General features: G+C 70.3%; 18 protein-coding genes and 1 tRNA gene. 8 read left to right on the top strand and 11 right to left on the bottom strand.

Annotated elements, in window-relative coordinates:
• The first annotated feature begins 151 nt into the window (after positions 1-151).
• The 5 genes from I3V78_RS31055 to I3V78_RS31035 all read left to right on the top strand — a co-directional run bounded on the left by I3V78_RS31055 (position 152) and on the right by I3V78_RS31035 (position 6,334).
• On the top strand, positions 152-2,467 hold the full coding sequence (locus I3V78_RS31055) for a tetratricopeptide repeat protein (RefSeq protein ID WP_204493156.1): 2,316 nt from the start codon (positions 152-154) through the stop codon (positions 2,465-2,467).
• A 173-nt stretch (positions 2,468-2,640) separates the two neighbouring features.
• Positions 2,641-3,525 carry a heme o synthase gene (gene cyoE / locus I3V78_RS31050; RefSeq protein ID WP_204493153.1) on the top strand — a complete coding sequence of 295 codons (885 nt, stop codon included), beginning with the start codon at positions 2,641-2,643 and terminating at the stop codon, positions 3,523-3,525.
• A 7-nt stretch (positions 3,526-3,532) separates the two neighbouring features.
• Positions 3,533-4,516, top strand: a complete 984-nt coding sequence (locus I3V78_RS31045; protein ID WP_204493151.1) for an ABC transporter ATP-binding protein — start codon at positions 3,533-3,535, stop codon at positions 4,514-4,516.
• Positions 4,513-5,409, top strand: coding sequence for an ABC transporter permease (locus I3V78_RS31040; protein ID WP_204493149.1), 897 nt, complete (start codon positions 4,513-4,515; stop codon positions 5,407-5,409). The genes I3V78_RS31045 and I3V78_RS31040 overlap by 4 nt, the downstream gene beginning before the upstream one ends.
• 103 nt (positions 5,410-5,512) lie before the next feature.
• On the top strand, positions 5,513-6,334 hold the full coding sequence (locus I3V78_RS31035; protein WP_204493146.1) for a carboxypeptidase regulatory-like domain-containing protein: 822 nt from the start codon (positions 5,513-5,515) through the stop codon (positions 6,332-6,334).
• Between the two features lie 4 nt (positions 6,335-6,338).
• On the opposite strand, the gene I3V78_RS31030 is transcribed toward I3V78_RS31035, so the two are convergent.
• The 4 genes from I3V78_RS31030 to I3V78_RS31015 are packed head-to-tail and all read right to left on the bottom strand — an operon-like array spanning position 6,339 to position 9,030.
• Positions 6,339-7,676 (bottom strand): HAMP domain-containing sensor histidine kinase, encoded by a 1,338-nt coding sequence (locus tag I3V78_RS31030; RefSeq protein ID WP_338023796.1) that lies wholly within the window; start codon positions 7,674-7,676, stop codon positions 6,339-6,341.
• The gene (locus I3V78_RS31025) at positions 7,673-8,353 is read right to left on the bottom strand and encodes a response regulator transcription factor (protein ID WP_204493144.1); all 681 of its coding nucleotides are present in this window, start codon (positions 8,351-8,353) and stop codon (positions 7,673-7,675) included. The genes I3V78_RS31030 and I3V78_RS31025 overlap by 4 nt, the downstream gene beginning before the upstream one ends.
• Before the next feature lie 15 nt (positions 8,354-8,368).
• Positions 8,369-8,524 carry a hypothetical protein gene (locus I3V78_RS31020; protein WP_204493142.1) on the bottom strand — a complete coding sequence of 52 codons (156 nt, stop codon included), beginning with the start codon at positions 8,522-8,524 and terminating at the stop codon, positions 8,369-8,371.
• A gap of 14 nt (positions 8,525-8,538) precedes the next feature.
• On the bottom strand, positions 8,539-9,030 hold the full coding sequence (locus tag I3V78_RS31015) for a Spy/CpxP family protein refolding chaperone (protein WP_204493140.1): 492 nt from the start codon (positions 9,028-9,030) through the stop codon (positions 8,539-8,541).
• A gap of 232 nt (positions 9,031-9,262) precedes the next feature.
• On the opposite strand from I3V78_RS31015, the gene I3V78_RS31010 reads away from it, so the two are divergent.
• Entirely contained in the window at positions 9,263-9,466 is a 204-nt protein-coding gene (locus I3V78_RS31010; protein ID WP_204493138.1) for a cold-shock protein, read from the top strand.
• 143 nt (positions 9,467-9,609) lie between these two features.
• Positions 9,610-9,972 (top strand): cupin domain-containing protein, encoded by a 363-nt coding sequence (locus tag I3V78_RS31005; protein WP_204493136.1) that lies wholly within the window; start codon positions 9,610-9,612, stop codon positions 9,970-9,972.
• Positions 9,973-10,013: 41 nt separating this feature from the next.
• Here I3V78_RS31005 and I3V78_RS31000 read toward each other — a convergent pair whose 3' ends face one another.
• Positions 10,014-11,798 carry an SH3 domain-containing protein gene (locus I3V78_RS31000; protein ID WP_204493133.1) on the bottom strand — a complete coding sequence of 595 codons (1,785 nt, stop codon included), beginning with the start codon at positions 11,796-11,798 and terminating at the stop codon, positions 10,014-10,016.
• 32 nt (positions 11,799-11,830) lie between these two features.
• Between I3V78_RS31000 and I3V78_RS30995 the strand changes: the two genes are divergently transcribed.
• Positions 11,831-13,495 (top strand): serine hydrolase domain-containing protein, encoded by a 1,665-nt coding sequence (locus I3V78_RS30995; protein WP_204493130.1) that lies wholly within the window; start codon positions 11,831-11,833, stop codon positions 13,493-13,495.
• Between the two features lie 158 nt (positions 13,496-13,653).
• Here I3V78_RS30995 and I3V78_RS30990 read toward each other — a convergent pair whose 3' ends face one another.
• From I3V78_RS30990 to dnaG, 6 genes are all read right to left on the bottom strand, one after another.
• Complete coding sequence (locus I3V78_RS30990; RefSeq protein WP_204493127.1) at positions 13,654-14,193, bottom strand: AAA family ATPase; 540 nt, start codon at positions 14,191-14,193, stop codon at positions 13,654-13,656.
• A 1,557-nt stretch (positions 14,194-15,750) separates the two neighbouring features.
• Positions 15,751-16,080: a hypothetical protein gene (locus I3V78_RS30985; protein WP_204493125.1), complete on the bottom strand. Its 330-nt coding sequence runs from the start codon at positions 16,078-16,080 to the stop codon at positions 15,751-15,753.
• A 328-nt stretch (positions 16,081-16,408) separates the two neighbouring features.
• A tRNA-Ile gene (locus I3V78_RS30980) sits at positions 16,409-16,481 on the bottom strand.
• A gap of 96 nt (positions 16,482-16,577) precedes the next feature.
• Entirely contained in the window at positions 16,578-16,877 is a 300-nt protein-coding gene (locus I3V78_RS30975; RefSeq protein WP_204493122.1) for an MGMT family protein, read from the bottom strand.
• An 80-nt stretch (positions 16,878-16,957) separates the two neighbouring features.
• Positions 16,958-19,114, bottom strand: coding sequence for an RNA polymerase sigma factor RpoD (rpoD, locus tag I3V78_RS30970; RefSeq protein WP_204493120.1), 2,157 nt, complete (start codon positions 19,112-19,114; stop codon positions 16,958-16,960).
• Positions 19,115-19,203: 89 nt separating this feature from the next.
• Complete coding sequence (dnaG, locus tag I3V78_RS30965) at positions 19,204-21,042, bottom strand: DNA primase (RefSeq protein ID WP_204493117.1); 1,839 nt, start codon at positions 21,040-21,042, stop codon at positions 19,204-19,206.
• Between the last annotated feature and the right edge of the window lie 124 nt (positions 21,043-21,166).

Below are 21,166 nucleotides of genomic sequence, written 5' to 3'. Positions count from 1 at the left end.
GGGCGGCTGCGGTTTCCCGCCGTCGAGAAGGTGAACGGGCATGTACAGGACCCATTCCTGGGTGTCAAGGCGGGAATGTTCGGACCCTCCAGGGCGATTGACGCGCGGCAACTCGGGGTGTCATAAGACCCCCTCCAAGGCACCTCCTTTAATGTCCAACTCCCCCTCGAAGACGTTGAGCCCGGCCGAGCTCGCGAAGCTGGAGCATGCCTTCGCGTCCGACCCTTCTTCTGAAGCCTACAAACCCCTCGCCGAGGCCTACTTGGCGTCCGGGCGGTTCATGGAGGCGATGGTCGTCTGCAAGAAAGGGGTGAAAGCCCACCCCAATCGCGCCGACCCGCGCCTCCTGCTCGCCCGCGTGTACCAGGAGCAAGGCAAGGACAAGAAAGCCCTGGAGGAGGCGCTCGGCGCCCTCCAGGCCTATCCGTCCGACCGCGCCACGCTGCGCATGGTGGGCGCCCTGCAGCTCAAGACGGGTGAGGCCGATGCGGGCCGCACCCATCTGCTCAAGGCGTATGAGGCGGACCCCGCCGACCCGGACACGCTGGCCGTGATGAAGCAGCACGGTGTCCAGGCCGCCGCGCCCGCTCCGACGCCCGCCCCCGTGGTGGCGGCGCCCGCGCCGACGCCCGCTCCCGTGGTCGCCGCACCCGCGCCGACGCCCGCCCCCGTGGCGGCCACGCCCGCGCCGGGCGCGGAGGCCGAGACGCCCCGGGCCAAGGCACCCGCCGCCGAGGCCGCGCCGCGCGCGCCCGTGCGTCGCGCGCCCGTGGTCGAGGAGGACGTCGACGACGACGATGCGCCGCGCAAGCCGCGCAAGCAGGGCACCGACAAGGGCAAGTTCATCACCCTGGGCCTGCTGGTCGCCGTGCCCGTCATCCTGGGCGGCTACTTCATCCAGGGCCGCGCGGCCGCCACGCGCAACCGCGAGATCAAGCGGCAGCTGGACATCGCGACCCAGGAGCTCAAGCACGACTCGTTCGCGTCCTACCAGGCCGCGTGCAAGGCGGCGGACACGGCGCTCAACGCCGATCCGGACTCCACCGCGGCCCACGGCTACCTGGCCTACGCCTACGCCATCCGCTGGGGCGAGCACGGCGGCGGCGATGACGCGCGCAAGAAGGCCGAGGAGCACCTGGCGGCCGCCCAGAAGAGCGGGGAGATCAGCTCCCACCTCTACGCCGCCGAGGCGCTCGTCAAGACGTACGGCGGCAAGGGCAAGGAGGCCCTGGCCGACCTCGAGAAGCGGGTGCAGGACTTCGACAAGGAGAACAAGCGTAGCTCGCTGCTCTACCTGACGCTCGGCCTCATCCAGATGAACGCGGGCGACATGGACCGCGCCAAGGACAACCTGGAGAAGGCCCAGGGCCTGTCCCCGGACGACCCGCGCATCTACGCCGCGCTGGGCGCCGTGTACCGTCGGCTCGGCCAGGACGGCACCGCCTGGAAGAACTACGACTTCGCCCTGCGCTACGAGAAGGACCACCCCGAGTCGCTGCTCGGCAAGTCGCTGCTGATGCTCGAGCAGGACGAGGCCAACTTCGAGCCGAACAACTTCGGCCTGGCCGCGGTGATGCTCAAGAAGCTCCTGGAGGTGTCGCCGCCTCCCTCTCCGCGCCAGCTCGCCGCGGCCAACGTCGCGCGCTCGCTGCTCATCTCCCGCGTGTCCAAGGCCATGGAGAAGATGAAGCCGGAGGACCAGGCCAAGCTGAGCGAGGCCACGGGCGTGCCCACCGACAAGGAGAAGGCGCGTCAGGAGATGGCCAAGGCCGAGGACACGGGCTTCACGCTGGACCGCAACAGCCCGGAGCTCTACCTCATCAAGGGCCGCCGCCTCATCTCCGAGAACCAGTACGACCTGGCCGCCACGGAGATCCGCAAGGCGGTGAAGATGGACGCCACGCGCGCCCAGTTCTACGTGGAGCTGGCCAAGGCCCTCATGGGCAAGCCCGGCGGCGAGAAGGAGGCCTCCGAGGCGCTCGTCACCGCCATCAAGACCATGGGCGACAGCCCCAAGCTGCTCACCATGCTGGGCAACGCCTACCGCCGCCAGGGCAAGCTGGATGACGCGCTGGCCACCTACCAGCGCTCGGTGAAGGACGCGAACGCGAAGAACCCCGAGGCGCGTCTGGCCATCGGCGCCATCTACCGCGAGCGCGGCTCGTGGGACCTGGCCCAGGACTCGCTGGAGAAGGCGAGCACCGAGTACATCGGTCAGTCGGACAAGGCCGCCACGGCGCTCTTGGAGCTGGCGCGCGTCTTCGAGGGCAAGGGCGACGCGACCAAGGCCGACGAGACGTACCAGAAGGCGCTCAACGCGGACGAGAACTACGCCCCGGCGTACTACTACTACGCGGCGTTCCTCTCGAAGGACAAGAAGCAGGCCACCAAGGCCAAGGCGCTGGCGCAGGAGTACGTCAAGCGCGAGCCCAAGGGCGAGTTCGTGGCGCGCGCCCAGGCCCTGTAGGCCGGGCGTGAGCCGGGCTCTCCCGAGCGACAACAGGAAATGATGGCGGCGGGCGCGGGGATGGCATGAATCCCGCGCCCGTTTGCTTGAAGTCACTCCGTCCTCTGTGTAAGGGGAGGGTGCATTTGACCCCGGGCGGCTGTTTTGGCCGCCCGCGCCGTGGGGAGTTCCGCTTGAGCGCGCAAGCCACCGTGAGTCTGCCGAGCCTGGGCTCGGATCTGCTGTCCCTCACCAAGCCCCGGCTGTCGGGCCTCGTCATCGCCACGACCGCGGGCGGCATGTGGGTGGCCCCCGGCGAGCTGACGGTGTCGCGCATCCTCATCACGCTGCTGGCCACCTCCGGCACGGTGGGCGCGGCCAACGCGCTCAACTGTTACTGGGAGCGCCACAGCGACCGCTTCATGGCGCGCACCCAGAACCGGCCCCTGCCCTCCGGGCGCATGGAGCCGACGACGGCGCTCTTCTTCGGCCTGGGCCTGGCGGCGGTGTGCCTGCCGGCGCTCGCCGTGGGCGCCAATCCGCTCACGGCCTTCCTGGGCCTCGTGGCGCTGCTGAGCTACGTGCTCGTGTACACGCCGCTCAAGGCGCGCACCTCCGCGGCCATGCTCGTGGGCGCCATCCCCGGCGCGCTGCCGCCCCTCATGGGCTGGACGGCCGTCACCGGGCAGATCGACGCGGGCGGCTACGTCCTCTTCTCCATCCTCTTCCTCTGGCAGATTCCCCACTTCATCGCGATCGCCCTGTTCCGCCAGGACGAGTACGAGGCGGCCAGCCTCAAGTCCGTGCCCATCGAGCGCGGCGCCGACTCCAGCCGACTGCAGATCGTCCTCTACGTGGCGGCGCTCGTGCCCATGAGCCTGTTGCCCTTCCAGCTCGGCATCGCGGGGGCCTGGTACCTGGCGGCGGCGGTGCTCCTGGGCCTGTCCTTCCTGGTGCTCGGGGCCCGGGGCCTCTTCCAGCGTCTGGGAAGGGTGTGGGCCCGTCAGACGTTCGTCTTCAGCCTGCTGTACCTGACCGGCATCTTCGCCGCGCTCATGCTCGACAGCGGGGGACGTTGACTCGAGGATGACCGCGGTCCCTTCGGCTTCTCCGCTGCTCCAGCTCGATGGTCTCACCCGGCGCTTCCAGGCGCGCACCGCCCTGGACGGGCTGCACCTGTCGGTGGGCGCGGGGGAGATCGTCGGCCTGCTCGGCCCCAATGGGGCGGGCAAGTCCACCACCTTCCAGCTGCTCGCCGGCCTGCTCGCGCCGGACGCGGGCCGGGTCCTGTTCGAGGGGCGTCCGCTCGCCCTGGAGGATCCGGCGCTGCGCCAGCGCATGGGCATCCTCTTCCAGCGCGGCAGCTTGGATGACCTGATGAGCGCGCGGGAGAACCTGCGGCTCGGCGCCCGGCTCTACGGGCTGACGGGCGCGCGGGCCGAGGCCCGCGTGGAGCGGATGCTGCGGCTCATCGGCCTGGAGGCGCGGGGCGACGAGCGCGTGGCCACCTGGTCCGGGGGCATGCGGCGGCGGCTCGAGCTGGCGCGGGCCCTGGTGCACGAGCCCCGCGTGCTGCTCATGGACGAGCCCTCGCAGGGGCTCGACGAGGCCTCCTTCCGCGCCTTCTGGGCGCACCTGCACGCCCTGCGGGAGACCGAGGGGCTCACGGTGCTGCTCACCACGCACCGCGCCGACGAGGCCCAGCTGTGCGACCGGCTCGCGGTGCTGGACGAGGGGCGCCTGGTGGCGTGTGACACGCCCGCGGCCCTGGCGGCGCGCGTGGGCGGGGACATCCTCACCCTGGAGGCGCGCGAGCCCGAGCGCCTGGTGGTCGAGTTGCGCGAGGGCCTGGGGTTGGAGGGGCGGGTGGTGGAGGGCCGGGTCCAGGTGGAGACCGCGCGTGGCCATGCCCTGGTGCCCCGCGTGGTGGAGGCCCTGCCGCCGGGCCGGCTCGCCTCGGTGTCGGTGCGCCCGCCCTCGCTCGCGGATGTCTTTCTCCAACTCACCGGCCGGACCCTGGGCGTGGACGCCCCCACCGCCGAGCCCTCACCCCGGAAACGCCGCCGATGAACGCCCATGCCCCCGCCGCGCCCCAGACGTCCCCCACCGAGCGGCCCGCCCGGCTGAGCCGGGAGGAGGCCCGCCCCGTGTCCGAGGCCCCGCGAGCCCCCGGCGCGCTCGCCCTGCAGTGGGCCACGGTGTGGGTGCTGCTGTCCCGGGACGTGGTGCGCTTCTTCCGCCAGCCCAGCCGCATCGTGGGCGCGCTCGCCCAGCCCATCCTCTTCTGGTTCGTCATCGGCGCGGGCTTCGCCGGCTCCTTCCAGGTGGAGGGGGCCCGGGGCCTGGACTACCAGCGCTTCTCCTTCCCCGGCGTCGTCACCATGGTGCTGCTCTTCAGCGCCATCTTCGCCACCATCTCCGTCATCGAGGATCGGCGCGAGGGATTCCTCCAGGCGGTGCTCGCCGGACCGGGCGCGCGCGGCGCGGTGGTGCTGGGCAAGGCGCTGGGCTCCTCGGCCATCGCGCTCCTGCAGGCCTCGCTCTTCCTCCTGCTCGCGCCGCTGGCCGGGGTGTCGCTCGCCCAGGTGGACGTGCCGCTCCTGCTCGCGGTCATGGTGCTGTCCGCCCTGGGGCTCACCAGCATGGGCATCGCGCTGGCCTGGTGGGTGCGCTCCACCTCCGGCTACCACGCCGTCATGAGCATCGTGCTGCTGCCCATGTGGGCACTCTCCGGGGCGCTCTTCCCGCTCAAGGGCGCCGCGCCCGTGCTCGCCTGGGCCATGCGGCTCAACCCCATGCACTACGCCGGCGAGGGCGTGCGGCGCGCGCTGTACGGCGTCGAGGCCTCGCGGGTCGTGGTGGGCGCGGCTTCCTCCGGCGGGGGGCTGGAGGTGCCCGTGCTCGCCGTCTTCTGTGCCGTATTCCTGGGGCTCGCCGCGTTCAGCATCAGCCGCCGGGAGTGAGATTGACTTCGGGGTTGTCTCTTCTGGTACGAGGGGACGACCGGACACGCCGGGCTCCGCGCGTGGAACCCGTGACGTACCGGTGACTTCAGGGAGAGTGCACATGACGTGGCGTACGTTGGGGATCTCGATGCTGGGCACCGCGGGGCTCCTGGCCCTGTCCGGCTGCAAGCAGGAGTCCTCGTCCACCGACCGCACGCCGGTGACCACGGCCCCCCAGGCTCCCGCGCGCGCCGCCGCTCCCTCCGCCGAGTCCGCGCCCGAGGATCCGCCCCTCACCGGAGGCGGCACCGTGAAGGGCACCGTCTCCTTCAAGGGCGCGCCGCCCGCGGCCGCCCCCATCACCCCGAGCCAGGATCCCGCCTGCCAGGACATGCCCCTGGTGGACCAGGCCGTGCTGGTGGCGGAGGGCAAGCTGGGCAACGTGCTCGTGCGCGTGCGCGGCCTGATGCCCAACGCGCGCCGCTCCCGGCCGGTGGTGGTGGACCAGCATGGCTGCACCTACTCGCCGCGGGTGCAGGGCGCGGTGACCGGCCAGCCCGTCCTCATCAAGAACAGCGACGGGACGCTGCACAACGCGCGGGCCCTGTCCGGCGCCAAGTCCATCTTCAACGTGGCCCAGCCCCCCAACGGCAAGCCCGTGCAGCGCGCGCTGCCCCCGGACGTGGAGGTGCTGCGCCTCAAGTGCGACATCCACCCGTGGATGACGTCCTGGGTGCTGGTGAACCCGAACCCCTTCTTCGCCACCACGGACGCCCAGGGCGCCTTCACGCTCGAGCACCTGCCCGCGGGCGCCTACACGCTCGAGGCCTGGCACGAGACCTTCGGCACCAAGACGACCGAGGTGACGGTGAAGGAGGGCGAGACGAGCCCCGTGTCCTTCGAGTTCTCCGCTCAGGACGCGAAAGCCGCCGCGCAGCCGTGAGGCTTCACCCGGACGGGGGCGGCCTCGGGCCCAGGGTGAAGCCCACCCGGGCGCCCCCCTCGGCGCGGTTCTCCGCGAAGGTGTCTCCCCCATGGGCCTGGGCGATGCGCTTGACCAGGGCGAGCCCCAGTCCCAGCGCGCCCGCCTCCCGGCCCGTCCCGGTGGCGCGGCCCCGGTAGAAGGCCTCGAAGAGGCGGCCTTCCTCGCCCGGCGGCAGGCCCGGGCCCTGGTCCTCCACGCAGAAGGCGAGCCGGCCGTCGCGCTCCAGCAGGCGCAGCGCCACCACGCCCTGGCCGTGTCCCCGGGCATTGTCCAGGAGGTTGGTCAGCGCCCGCCCGAGCAGCGTGGCATCCCCCTCCAGGCGCGTGTCCGCGACCTGCACCCCCAGGAGCTCCAGGGGCAGTCCGGTGCGCTCCAGGGCCCGCGTCGCCAGCTCCCCGCCGTCCAGCGCGCGGCGCGTGAGCTGCCCGAAGTCCAGCCGCGAGTTGGCCAGCAGCTCGCCCACGAGCGAGTCCAACTCCATCACCTCGCGCTCCATCTGCTCGGCCATGCGCTCCGGGCCGCCCGCGTCCCGCATCAACTCCACCAGCACGCGCAGGTGCGCCAGGGGCGTGCGCAGCTCGTGGGACACCGTGGCCAGCAGCTCGCGCTGATCGCCCATCTGCCGCTCGATGCGCGCGGCCATCTCGTTGAAGGCCGAGGCCAGCACGGCGAACTCCCCCGTGGCGTGCCGGCCCAGGTCCACGCGCGTGTCCAGCCGGCCCTCGCCGAGCGACCGCGCCGCGAGCGCCAGCAGGTCCATGGGCCGCGCCAGCCGCCGGGCCAGCCACCCGGACACCATCCACAGCGTGGCGATGGCCAGCACCCACCCGAGCGGCGCGCGCCAGGGCGGTCGCCCTCGGCCCGGGCCCCGGCAGGCGGAGGCGGTGCCGAGCCGCTGCCCCGCGCGCTCCACCGGCAAGGTGAAGTCCGGCTCGCCGTCACAGGGCTCGCCCGTGCGCAGCAGCACGGCGCCCGTGGCGTCCTGCACCTCCACGTCCAGGAGCAGCTCCGTGGCCGCGGCGCGCACGAGCGCGTCCCGCTGCGCGGGGCTGTCCCACACCTCCGCGAGCCGGTGCGCCGCGAACTGGCGCATGCGTCCGGCGTCCTGGCGCCAGGTGCCGCCCGTCAGGGTCATGCCCGTGCCCACCACCAGGCCCGTGGCGAGCATGGAGGCGGTGACCCAGAGGAACAGCCGCCGGCGCAAGGGGCCCCGCACGAACGAGCGGAAGCCGCGCAGGGGCGCGGGGTGTCGGCCCCCGCGGTGGCCGTGGCCATGATTGTGCCCGGGGCCGTGCCTCACGGGCCCTCCCGGGCGAACACGTAGCCCAGGCCCCGCACGGTCTTGATGAGCTTGCCGCCCTCCTCGCCCAGCTTCTGGCGCAGGTGGGAGATGTGCACGTCCACGGTGCGCTCGCCCACCACGGTGTCGCCCCGGCCCGCCTCGCCGAGCAGCGCGTCGCGGGGGATGACGCGGCCGGCCCGCCGCACGAGCGCCACCAGCAGATCGAACTCCAGGCCCGTGAGCTCCACGCGCCGACCATTCACCCGGGCCTCGCGCGCGGGCACGTCGAGCGACACCCCATGGGCCTCGAGCTTCTCGGCCATGGCGGTGGGCTGCACCCGGCGGAGCACGGCGCGCAGCCGCGCGAGCAGCTCCCGGGGCCCGAAGGGCTTGGCGAGGTAGTCGTCCGCGCCCAGCTCCAGGCCCACCACGCGATCCGTCTCGTCGCCGCGCGCGGTGAGCATGAGGATGGGCACGGTGCTCTTGGCGCGGATGCGGCGGCACACCTCCAGGCCGTCCATGCCCGGCATCATCACGTCCAGGAGCACGGCGTCATAGGCGCCCGCCTCCAGGGCCGCGAGCCCCCGCCCGCCATCGGCGGCATGGGTGACGTGGATGCCGTGCTGCCCGAGGTACTGCGCGAGCAGCTCGTACATCCGGGAGTCGTCGTCGATGAGCAGGACGCGGGTGGACATGGGCGGGGCCGGACTCTAGCCCGGGCCGGGGGTGACGGAGGAGGCGCGATGGCATCCCCCGGGGGCGTGGCCGGCGCGGTGCGCGCGGGCGAGCTGGGCGAAGCCGGACGCGTAGCCAGCGACCGCGCCCACGGCGAGCAGGAACGAGAGCAGACGGCGGCGCATGAACATGGGCGTCGTCCTCCCTAGCACGCGCGGGCGCCGCGCCAGGCGCCACCACACCGGCCCCCGTGGCCGTACCGGGCGTGCCCCTGGCTCCACCCATGCTCGATCGCATCCGCCAGCTCGCGCCGCTGCCGGGGATCCAACGCCTCGTGCACCTGGGCGGCCGAGGCCCGCAGCGTCTTGCGCAGCTCCTCGATCAGCGCGTCGTGCTTCGTGTCCAGCTCCCGCAGCACGGCCGCGTCGAACGTGTCGCCGCGCAGCGCCTGGGCGATGGCGGTGCGCGTGGCGCCCAGCTCGTCGCGCAGCTTCGCGGCGGCCTCGGTCAGCTCGTCCGCGGCCTTCACCAGGACCTTCTCCTGGCCGGGCGAGGTGTCCAGGCGCTCGAAGAGCCCGCGCATCCGGCCGCGCCAGCTCCAGCGGCCCGGGCCTCCGTGCCGACGGTGCCAGCGGCCGCGGCGCACGTTGTAGAAGAGCCCGGCGAGGCAGGCGGTGCCGAAAATGAATCCCAACATGAACCCACTCCTTCGGTGAGGAGCCAGGCCAGCGAGGGCCGGGCGTCCATCGGGTGTGGACAGAAGGTAGAGGGGGCGTGTGAAGCGCACGCCGGGTGGGGGTGAAGAAGTGTGAAGGGCGCCGGTGGAATGCGACGGGGGGGGAGGGCGTTACCTCTCCCACGCCACCCTAGGATGAGGTGGTGGTCGTGCGATTCGTAGACGCAGTTCGTCGGGAAAGCAGGGAAGTGCAATGGCAACCGGTACCGTGAAGTGGTTCAACGACGCGAAGGGTTTTGGTTTCATCGCGCCGGACGCGGGGGGAGAAGACGTCTTCTGTCACCACACCGCGATCAACATGGATGGCTTCCGCTCCCTTCAGGAAGGCCAGAAGGTGGAGTACGAAGTGACGCGCGGCCCCAAGGGAATGCAGGCGCAGAACGTGCGCGCCGCGTGAGGACGTGAATGCCTGGCCACCCGCCGGGCGTTCTCCACGCCCGCTCCCTCCCCGGTGGAGGGAGCGGGCGTTTCATTTGCGGGTTTCACCCCCGGCCCGGCTCCCTACCTTGTGCGGAAGACGACAACCGGAAGGGGACCGCAATGGGTGACACGAGCGTGAAGAAGGTCGACTCCCACCACTCGCCCACGGGGCAGATGGGGCAGAAGTACCTCGCCGAGGGCGTGCGGGTGGCGATGCGGCTGTGGGAGAACGAGGCGCCCGCCGAGGCCAAGCCCGTCTCCACGCGCGACTACGAGACGGTGGGCTACGTCATCAAGGGCCGCGCGGAGCTCCACCTGGAGGGCCAGGTGCTGCTGCTCAACCCGGGGGACTCCTGGCTCGTCCCCAAGGGCGCCAGCCACACGTACAAGATCCTGGAGACGTTCACCGCGGTGGAGGCCACCAGTCCTCCGGCGTCCGTGCACGGGCGGGACGAGAAGAACGGCAAGTCCGTCAAGGCGTAGTCCGGCCCCGGGGGCATGGGCGCTCGCGCGGCCCATGTCCCTCAGCACCCGCAGCAGATGCACTCGCGCCAGGGGCCGAGCACGGCCGGCCCGGGCGCCAGCATCCGGGGATCGTTTCCGAAGAAGGAGCCGGGTTGGCCCGACGTGCGCTGCCTGGAGTCTTCCGACCCCTCCACGATCAGGGACCGGGCCTCCTCCAGCGTCTTCGCCGGGACGATGCCGTAGATCGTCTGCTCGTAGCCCGTGCCGCTCGCCCAGACCTCGAGCGTCTCCCCTTCATCGGGCCAGGGACGGGCCTGGGGGGAGAGCTGGAGCGCTTCGAGGTCGGCCGAGGTGAACACGGTGTCGCACGAGCCGCTGACTCCGAAGCCCAGCGCGTAGACGAAGACCTTGAGTCCTCGCGCATGGTGGTCGCGGTTGCCCGGAACGAGGGCCCTCATCCAGGGTCCGCTCTTGTACCTGGCGCGCACACCCCGGGCCTCCTCCTGGAGCCGCGCCTGCTGCCGCTCGTGCTCCACGAGCAATTCGCGATGCGCTTGCTGCTCCCGCTCGGCGCTCGCGTACAACTCCCGCCGCTCCTTCTTCGACATGCCCTCGCTCTCGTACATCTCCGGGCCGATCGGTCCGCAGGGAGGACAGGTGCCCACGGTGTCGATCTGGTCGACGCAGGCCTGGGCGGGCTCGAGGGGCGGCGCCTGGGTACAGCCGAAGTACAGCGTCAGCTCCGGCTGCTCCGAGCGCTCCCCGCCGAGCGCCCTGCGCTTCTCCGCGGAGAGGGCGGCGAGCGGGTAGAGCCTCGCGCGGGCAGCGGCCCGGGTCAGCCGCTCGAGCACCGGACCGTCTCCCGGAGCCAGTCGCGCCAGACGCTCCAGGGACCGGGCCGCCTCCAGGTCGCGGCCGGCGGACTCGGCCTCCTCCGCGCTCGCGCGCAGTGCCTCGGGGCTGGACGGCTGGGCCGCGAGGTAGGCCGCGCCCACGTACCCCTCCTTGCGCTCGGCGGGCGTCGGGGCCGCGTCCGCGGTGACGTGCGTGTTCAGCAGGACGATCCAGCGATCCTTGGGCTCCGAGGTCCAGGCCACCCGGGCGAACTCGCCCGAGAGTCCGAGCACCTCGACGGGCGCGTTCAGGTCCAGCTCGGCCAGGATCCTCGCCGTGCGCGAGGGGCGCTCGCGCGCGCGCAACCGGGTCGCGGCGATGTAGCGCGTCTCCCCCACGCCTGGCGTGCGCTCGCGCGCGGTCTCCTCCTTGGCGGGCGGCAGGGGCTTGAGCGCCGCGCGCTGGGCGTAGACCTCCTTGGCGCGGACGACATCGCCGCGCGCGTCGTACACGGCGGCGAGCAGATCCCACGCCTCACGCGAACGGGCCTCGAGTGCCGTCGAGCGCTCGCCCCAGGTCACGGCCGCTTCCAACTTCCCCTCGCCCAGCGCGGTCCGCGCCCGCGCCAGGCAGTCCTGGGCGGTGGGCGGGACGTCGCCGAGCTCCTCCTGGAGGAGGTAGCCGCCCTCTCCCGGACCTCCCAGGACGCGATGGAAGGCCTGGCCCCCCTCGCCCTGGACGATCTCCGGGAGCACGACGACCGTGCTGGCGATGGGCAGGGAGACAAAGGGCTGGGTCTTGCGGTCGGGCGTCCGGTACACGTAGCCCTTGGTCGCGAGCACATGGCGCGGGATGCCCTGGGGTGGGGCGGGGGCCTGGGGGGCGAGCGCGGCGGTGGGCGCTGGGGCGGGGGCCTTGATGCGCTCGACGCATCCGGGGGAACCGGTGACGAGCAGGCCCGTGGCCAGGACAGAAAGGGGGCCACGAAGGCGACGCGAGAGGTTGCGCATGCGCGGGCATCCTGCCCCAAGATGAGGGGCACATGATCGCTCCCTCGCGCTTCGCTTTCGTCTGTGTCCTGACCGCGCTGCCGGCCCTCGCCGCCGCACCCGCTCCCGTCCGAGTGGATCCGGCCCGCGTCGACGCGGTGTTCAAGCCCTTCGACAACCGCTCGGGCCCGGGCTGTGCCGTGGGCATCCTCCAGGCGGGCAAGGTCCTCTACGCGAAGGGCTATGGCCTCGCGGACCTGAACCTGCCCACGCCCATCACGCCGGCGACGCTGTTCGACGTGGGTTCGGTGTCCAAGCAGTTCACCGCCGCGAGTGTCCTGCTGCTCGTCCAGGAGGGGAAGCTCGCGCTGACGGACGACATCCGGAAGTACCTCCCCGAGGTCCCCGACTACGGCACGCCCATCACCGTGGACCACCTGCTGCGCCACACGAGCGGCCTGCGCGACTACAACGACCTGCTCGCCTACAAGGGCTACCGCGTCGAGGACGTCACGGATGACGACGATGCCCTGGAGATGATCTCCCGCCAGCGCGCGCTACGGTTCAAGCCGGGGACGAAGTGGCGCTACAACAACACGGGTTACTTCCTGGCGTCGCTCCTCGTGAAGCGGGTGACGGGCAAGAGCCTGGCCGAGTTCGCCCGGGAGCGTTTCTTCCAACCGCTCGGCATGGCGCGCACCCATTTCCGCGATGACCACACGGCCGTCGTGCCCGGACGCGCCTCCGCCTATGCCCCCAAGGAGGGGGGCGGCTTCCGGATCTCCCAATCGAACTGGGATCAGACCGGGGATGGGCAGGTGCAGACCAACGTCCTGGAGCTGGCGCGCTGGGAGGAGAACTTCCGTGACCCCAAGGTGGGCGGCAAGGCCCTGATCGACGCGCTCCAGGCGCGGGGTGCGCTGGCGTCGGGCAAGGCCACGGACTACGGCCGGGGGCTGTTCGTGGACACCTACCGGGGCGTGCCCCGGGTGCATCACAGCGGAGGCTGGGCGGGCTATCGCTCGGTGCTGATGCGCTTTCCCTCGCGCGGGGTCTCCTTCGCCGTGCTCTGCAACCGCACGGACATTCCGCCGGAGCTCGGCGAGAAGCTCGCGGACGCGGTGCTGGAGGAGACCTTCCGGGCCGCAGAGCAGGAATCTCCCAAGGGCAAGCCCGCCGAGCCGACGCCGCCGAAGAAGGGCGAGTCCAGCCGCTTCGTGGGTCTCTATCACGGCGAGGAGGCCCAGGAGGTGATGCGCCTCCACCTGCGCGAGGGCGCGCTGGCGCTGGACTTCCATGGGCGCACGGTGCCGCTGCGCGAGGTGGGGGAGGGGCGCTTCGAAGACCCTCGGGGAATTCTCGTGCTGGCCTTCGAGGGCGAGCAGCTGAAGGTGTCGCGCCGGGGGGAGCCCCTGGGGACGTTCCAGCGCGTGGAGCCGGTGACGCCCTCGGCCGACGACTGGAAGCAGCTGGTGGGCGCGTATTACAGCCCCGAGCTGGATGCCACGTGGCGGCTCGAGCCGAGGGGCGACACGGTGGCGGTGAAGACGCGGGCCGAGGGGACGCACGCCCTGGAGCCCGCCTTCGCGGATGGCTTCCGCACGGACCTGGGCCTCATCCGGGTGACCCGGGACGGCTCGGGGCGGCTCACGGGCTTCATCTTCCAGGGCCTGCAGTTCGAGCGGACCGAGGACCGGCGCATCCACCCCTTCGAGTGAGAGGAGACGAAGCGGACGCTCGCCGCTGGCCGCGACCTGGGAGGGCCTCGGCCCTCGCCGTCCCGCCGACGTCGCCCGGGCTCGTGGCGTGGACGCGGGCCCGAGCGCAACCGCTGCTCAACGCACCTCTCACCGGGCGTGCGCGAATCCTGGGGGTGTCATCCTCGTCCAAGCCGCTCGAGAACCTGAGTGACCCGCGTGGTCCTGGAGCCGTGGACGGAGAGGACTTCCACACCCCACTCGAAAGGGTCATCGAGCAATAGCCAGACGAGCTTCTCGTCGACCTCCGCTCTCGACTCGAGGTCTTCGTGGGCGGGCAACTGGATGCGATCGCGCTCCTCGATGGGCACGAAGATGATGAGGTCCAGGGTCTGGAGCGTGGACTTGATCCGGGTGAGCCACTCGTCCACGTCGAACGAGGAGGCGTCCTCGTGCGTCAGGAGATACCCGATGAAATCGACGGGGCAGCGATCGAACAGGATGTCTCGCTCACCCGCCTCATCCTCGAGCACCGCCAGCGAGCGACGGAGTTGTTCGAGGAAGTCTTCCAGGCTCGGGGGAGACGCGAACTCGTAACCCTCCTCTTCGAGCAGGTGGTACGGCTCGTCGACGACCCGATACCCCGCGAGTCTGTCCTCGAGGGCTTCGATGAGCGTCGACTTTCCCACCCGATGCGAGCCGGTCACCGCGATGCGCATGCGTGTTCGTACCTCGGGGTCCGAGGAAGCGCCACACGTGCCGTGGAGTGTCCGCCCTGCGGCCTCCCTGCATGGGTCAAGCCGCGCTCAACATGCCTCCGGATGGATGAAAGACCGCCTCCCCTTGAAGAGGCGGGAACCCAATCAATCTCCACCTCCACTCCTGCGGCACACAATTCGTGGCCCCAAGCCAATCCAGCAACCGCAGACAGGACTTGAAGTTAATTATGAGGAGGGGGAGCCGAAATCTGATACACTGAGTGAGTGGTTCCGTTGATGCATTGAATCAAATAGGAAGACGTGTTGGGCGGAAAATAGCCGACAGTGTAATAAGCAACTTGACCATCATTCAGGGCTGGAGCGGGTTGGGCCGTCGAAATAGGGTTGCCGTAGGGATTGCGCACCGCTTGCGACGCGCAACCGTTCCGCACGCCGGAAGACCCTGCTGGTCCTTGAGGTCCAATAGGACCTGTGGCCCCTGTCAATCCCGGGTCGCCCTTGGGGCCCTGCTCTCCATTATCACCTTTGAGTCCCTGTGGACCGGCCGGACCCACATCACCTTTGGCCCCTTGCGGACCGGTAGCGCCCGTAAGGCCGATGTCGCCTCGGGGCCCCTGTGGTCCCGTGGCCCCCGTCAGCCCTGTGTCGCCCTTGAGACCTTGCGGACCGGCATCCCCCTTGGGCCCTTGAGGGCCGGTGTCACCGTTCGCCCCCTTTGCTCCTTTGGCACCCGTGTCGCCTTTGGGTCCCTGCGGTCCGGCCGAACCAGTGTCTCCCTTTGCGCCTGGCGCAGCCACTGTCACGGCCAGCGCGGAGTTCTGATCGGCACCGGGTCCTGTGGAGACGCTGAGTAAATACGTCCCAGGCGTCTTGAGGAGGCTGAACGGAATGCTCAACGAGAGGGCGGTGTCCTGTTGTGCGAGCACGCTCGCCGGGAAGGCGGCGAACTTGACGGTTGGCGTCATCGTTCCAAAGCCCTCGCCGTAGACGTAGAGCTTTCCTGTGGCCGGATCTGCCTCCGCAGACGTGATGACCAGAGGGCCAGCCTCCGAAGCCGTTGCCGTCCCGAGGACGGCTGCTGCGCAGAGGCCGGATATGCACGCACGAAGTCGTTTCGCTGAAGACATGATTCGCTCCTACCAGGACGCTATCGACGCGGAGCACAGACGCGCCACGTGAAGCGAAGTGGGACCCAGAGAGTACATGCCCGTTGCAAGAACAACTAGCAGTCAAGTCGCATACAGTACCGGCTCCGTGTGCTTGGAAACACCCCTGGAGATAATCTCCATGATGGATAGGCATTCCAGTGTGCGGCTTGCTCGTGCTGGGTCTACCTTCTGGAGAATGGTAGAGACAGACACAGCACAGCCTGTCCTGGATGGGAGCGATCCGCTTTTGTGTCTCTCCCTCAAGGGGTGTTGCTCCGTGGGTGAGCATGCCCTCCACCGCGACGAGCAAAGAGCGCCGCACGCGCGTCATGCGCACAAAGCGCTGAAGAGCCACGTCAGCGGAACATGCCCAGCATGTGAAGCACTTGAACCGCAGAAGAGCACGTCTTCAGGACACCACGTCCACTTCCATGTCGCACGCCAGGGTGAAACACCCGGGAGTGTTGAAGGCGAACCCGTACGTGTTTCCCGAGGGGGTTGTGCCACTCGCTTGCCGCTGGGGGATGAAGTGCTGACCCACGCGCAGCCGGACACATCTCCTCGCGCAGGGGCAGACCTGCCCACCACATGAATGGCCATGCTCGGCCTCGCCGGTCCTGTCCTCATATTCCACGCAGGTGGGCTTGCCCGAGCATGGTACCGGCTCCTGGTAGAGCACGCCCGCGTCGGGACTCGGCTGTCCGGCGTCCATCTCCACGCTGGCGTCTGGTGGGCTCACGCCCTCATCCGAGGGTTCGGCGGGCGGCTCGACCACACATCCCGGCGCCAGCATGAGGAGCACACCCCCGAGACGCCTGGACACGGTTCTTGTCCACGTCGGTGAAGGCGCTGGCTGTCGCGGACCAGTGCCCGATGGGAGGCTGAGAGGGGACCCGAGCGTCCCCGCTGCACATCAGCTGCTCGCCGCGCTTGGCGCGAGGCACGGTGCGCCATTGAAGGCGAACCGCGCGCCGTGGTGCGCCGGTGGTGCGGAACTCCGCCGGGGCGGGTTTTTCGGTCACACCACCAAACAAAAATCCTGAACAAATCCGCGAGGTTGAGGGGTGTGGGCCCTCCTGGATTCGAACCAGGGACCAATCGGTTATGAGCCGACAGCTCTAACCGCTGAGCTAAGGGCCCCCGAGTCCTCGCGGCACGGGCGTGACATCCCGTGTCACTCCGGGAATTAGCGCGCGCTCCGTCTGGGCGCAAGGGGGAGGGTCGTCTCTGCCCGTCCTACCCTCGCTTGAGCCGCCAGCGCGTGCCCTGGCCCTCCAGGGCCACGCCCTCGGCCTTGAGGCGCCGGGCCTGCTCCACCGCCACCGCGGGCGCCAGCGTCCCGTCCGAGCGCAGCACGCGCCACCAGGGCACGTCCTCGAGCGTCTTGAGCTCCCGTCCCACGCCTCGGGCCGCGCCCGGCCGCCCCGCGTAGAGCGCCACCTGGGCGTAGGAGCGCACCTCACCCCGGGGAATGGCGCGCACGGCCTGGCGCACGGCCTCGGGGAAGTCCAGGGGAGGGGAGGGGCGGCGGGGCATGGGGCGTCCACGAAAACGAGGAAGCCCCCGATCCCAGGGCGGGAGCGGGGGCTTCGGGAGTCAGCCGACGCGGGAGCGGTCTAGCTCTCCACGAAGGAGCGCAGGCGCTTGGAGCGGCTCGGGTGGCGCAGCTTGCGCAGCGCCTTGGCCTCGATCTGGCGGATGCGCTCGCGCGTCACCTCGAAGTCCTGGCCCACCTCTTCGAGCGTGTGGTCGCTCTTCTCGCCGATGCCGAAGCGCATGCGCAGCACCTTCTCCTCGCGCGGCGTGAGCGTGGCGAGCACCTTGCGGGTCTGCTCGGCCAGGTTCATGTTGATGACCGCGTCGGACGGGGACACGAGGCTCTTGTCTTCGATGAAGTCGCCCAGGTGGCTGTCCTCCTCCTCGCCGATGGGCGTCTCCAGGGAGATGGGCTCCTTGGCGATCTTGAGGACCTTGCGCACCTTGTCGAGCGGCAGCTCCATCTTCTCCGCGATCTCCTCGGGCGTGGGCTCGCGGCCGATCTCCTGCACCAGGTAGCGGCTGGTGCGGATGAGCTTGTTGATGGTCTCGATCATGTGCACCGGGATGCGGATGGTGCGGGCCTGGTCCGCGATGGCGCGGGTGATGGCCTGACGGATCCACCAGGTGGCGTAGGTCGAGAACTTGTAGCCGCGCTTGTACTCGAACTTGTCCACGGCCTTCATCAGGCCGATGTTGCCCTCCTGGATGAGGTCGAGGAACTGCAGGCCGCGGTTGGTGTACTTCTTGGCGATGGACACCACGAGGCGCAGGTTGGCCTCGACCAGCTCGGTCTTGGCGCGCTCGGCGCGGCGCTCGCCCAGGCGGATGGCCTCGTAGTTGCGGCGCAGCTCGTTGACCTCGAGGTTGGCCTCCTCCTCCACGCGCTTGATGTTGCGCGTGGCGGTGCGCACGTCGCGGTCGAGCGCGTCGAGCTGCTCGCTGGTGACGTTGAGCTTGCGCATGGCCTTCTTGAGGGCCTCGGGGTCCTCCTTGGCCTCGCGCAGCAGCTCGCGCATGGGCTCGATGGACATGCCGTAGCGGCGCTCCTGCTCGCGCAGCTCGCCCTCGGCCTTCTCCACGCGCTCGATGAGCCCCTTGAGGTTGGTGACGATGCGGTCCACCTGCTTCTTGTTGAGCCGCATCTCCTCCAGGACCTCCATCATCTTGGTCCTGAGGTCCTTGACCTCCTGCTTGAGCTCCTTGCGCTTGACGTCCGTGTGCTTCTTCTTGCTGGAGAGCTCCGCGTCGAGCGCCTCGCAGTCCTTGGCGAACTTGCGGATGCGCTCGATCTGCTTGTTGATCTGCTCGATCTTGTTCAGCTCGCTCTGGGCGAGCTGCTGGGGCTGGGCCTCGCCCTCGGCGCCCTCCTCGGGAGCGTCCTCGGGGGTCTCGCCCTCGGCCTGGGTCTCCTCGGGCGCGTCCTTGATGACGTCGCGCACGCGCAGCTTGCCCGTCTTGAGCTTGTTGCCGATGTCGAGGATTTCCACCATGGCGACGGAGCAGGCGAGCAGCGCGCGCAGCACTTCCTTCTCGCCGTCCTCGATGCGCTTGGCGATCTCCACCTCGCCCTCGCGGGTGAGCAGGCTGACGCTGCCCATCTTGCGCAGGTAGAGGCGCACGGGATCGTTGGACTTGCCCCCCGGCTCGTCGTCCTCGTCCTTCTCTTCCTCTTCGCCCTCGGCGCGCTCTTCCTCGACGGCGACGGTGGGCTTGATCTCGGCGTTCTGCGCGGCCTTCTGGGCGTCGACGATCTCGATGTCGTTGTCGCCGAACATGCTCATCACGTCGTCGATCTGATCCGACGACACGATGTCCGCGGGCAGGGCGTCATTGACCTCGTCGTAGGTGAGGAAGCCCTTCTCGCGACCCGCGGCCAGGAGATCCTTGACCTCCTTGCGGTCGGCGATGGGCTCCTCGTCCACCTCGTCCTCGACGGCGTCGGGATCGACCTCGACGGCGGCGGCGGCCTCCTCGGCGGCCTCCTCGGGATCCAGGTCGCCCTCATCCACCTGGGTGACGGCCTTGCGCTTCTTGAGCGTCTCCTGGGCCTTGTCGGTGGCGGAGGACTTCTCGCTCTTGTCCGCCTTCTTGGCGGAGACCGCGGGGGCGGAGGGCTGGGCGGCCTGTGCCTCTTGTGCCGAGGCCTCTTCCGGCTTCTTCTTCTTGCGGATCTCCGGGGCCACCTTCTTCTTGGGCTTGACGGCCACCTTCGAGGAGGGCTTCTGCGTCGGCATTCGAGTACTTCTCCTTAGAAAATCGCGGCCTTGGCCTGGAGCGAACCGGGCGATCTATCGCAAAGTGACGGATTGTTACAAACGCGAACTCAAACCGGTTGCATGGGGGACTTTGTTCCCATGGGCGAGGAGGGGGTCTCCTCCTTCACCCGTTTTTCCAGGGCCAACAGCTCCATGCGTTGAACAAACAGCTGCTTCGTCTCCTCCGAGAGGTCCATCGCGCCGGCTGTCTGGCTGGTCACCCGGCCGATGTAGTCCAGCTGCTGCTTGATGCGGCGCAGCTTGATGGAGCGACAGAGCTGCAGGAAGTAGTGCTCCAGGGCGGAGCCCTGCTGGGAGGCGAGCTGGCGCATGGCGGCTTCCACGGCGCGCTTGAGCGTGTCGTGGGCCTCGAAGAGGGCGTCCTCGACGCCATGGCCCGAGGTGGCATGGGCGAGCACCATGCGCAGGCCGGCATGCGACAGGTCGTCATGGACGCGGAAGACGTCCCGGGAGAGGAGCCGGGGCTCGCGCAGGATGGCGGCCACGTAGAGCGACTCCAGGGCGTCCGGGGGCTTCACGGGCGGGGCCGGACGGGCGGGGGGCGCTCCGGGGCCCCGGGCCGGGCCGCCGGACCCCGGACGGGCCTGGGGGGCGGCGGGGGGCGGCGGGGGCGCCTTGGCGCGCAGGGAGGACTCCAGCTCGGGGGCGGGCAGGCCGCTCCAGGCGCTCAGGGCGGCGAAGAACGCCGAGCGCACGAGCCCCACGGGCAGCTGCGCGGACACGGGCTTGAGGCGCTCCAGCGCGGCCATCTTCTCCTCGAACGAGGCGTCCTTGCCCTGGGGCAGCACGGTGGAGAAGACGTGATTGGTGAGCGGCCGGGCCTCGGTGAGCAGGCGCTCGAGCCCCGCGGACCCCTCGCGGCGGATGAAGACGTCGGGATCATCCCCCTCGGGCAGCAGCGCCACCTTGGCGGCGGCGCCCGCGGCGAGCAGGGGGCCGGCCAGGCGCTCGACGGCATTGAGGCCGGCCTGGTCTCCGTCCAGCAGCAGGTAGAGCTCGCGGGCCTCGGCGCGGGTGAGGACCTTGAGGTGGCCGGGGGTGAGGGCCGTGGAGCAGAGGGCCACGGTGTGCTTCACCCCCTCCTGGTGCAGGGCGATGCAGTCGAAGTAGCCCTCCACGAGCACGGCGGCCTTGCGGCGGCGGATCTCGTCGCGCGCTTGATCCATGCCGAAGAGCGTCTCGCTCTTGTTGTAGAGCCGGGACTCGCGCGAGTTGAGGTACTTGGGGCCCTCCTGCGCTTCCACCAGGCGGGCGCCGAAGGCGATGGGCCGACCCTCGGGGGCGCGGATGGGGACGATGAGGCGACCGCGGAAGAAGTCGTAGTAGCCCTCGCCCTTCTGGCGCCGCGACACGAGGCCCGCGAGCAGGCCCCACTCGATCATTCCGGCCTTGGTGAACTTGTCCGCGAGCGACGTCCAGGCGCTGGGGGCCCACCCGAGGCCGAACGCGCGGGCGGTGTCGTCGGAGATGCCGCGGCTCTGGAGGTACTCCCGGGCCAGACGGCCCTCGTCCTCCCACAAGAGCGAGCGGAAGTGCTCGGCGGCCAGGTCCGTGGCCTCCTTGAGCTGCTGCCGCTCGCGGGCGCCCGGGTCCTGGGCGGCCTCCAGGTCCACGCCCACCTCGCGGGCGAGGTCGCGGATGGCGTCGATGAACGTCTTGCCGAGGTAGCGCTGCACGAAGGACACGGCGTCGCCGCTCGCCCGGCACCCGTGGCAGAAGTAGAAGCGCTTCTCCGGGATGACGTAGAAGGAGGGCGTCTTCTCCTGGTGGAAGGGGCAGCGGCCCTTGAACTCGCGCCCGGCCTTCTTGAGCTCCACGTAGCGCGAGACGAGGTTCACCAGGTCCACCCGGTCGAGAACCTCCTGGATCTTGTGCTCGGGGATCACGTGCGCCACCCCTGACGAGTGGGAAGGGCGGCCCGCCGGGGTCCGCACCCCCGCCGCCCTGGACGACTATGACGCGCGTGCCTGACACCCGCGGAAGGAGGGCGGGCCGGGGACGGCGGGGGAG

Source organism: Archangium primigenium (assembly GCF_016904885.1).
Lineage (GTDB): Bacteria > Myxococcota > Myxococcia > Myxococcales > Myxococcaceae > Cystobacter > Cystobacter primigenius.
Note: the sequence above shows the minus strand (reverse complement) of the source record. Positions and strands in the feature narration are given on the sequence as shown.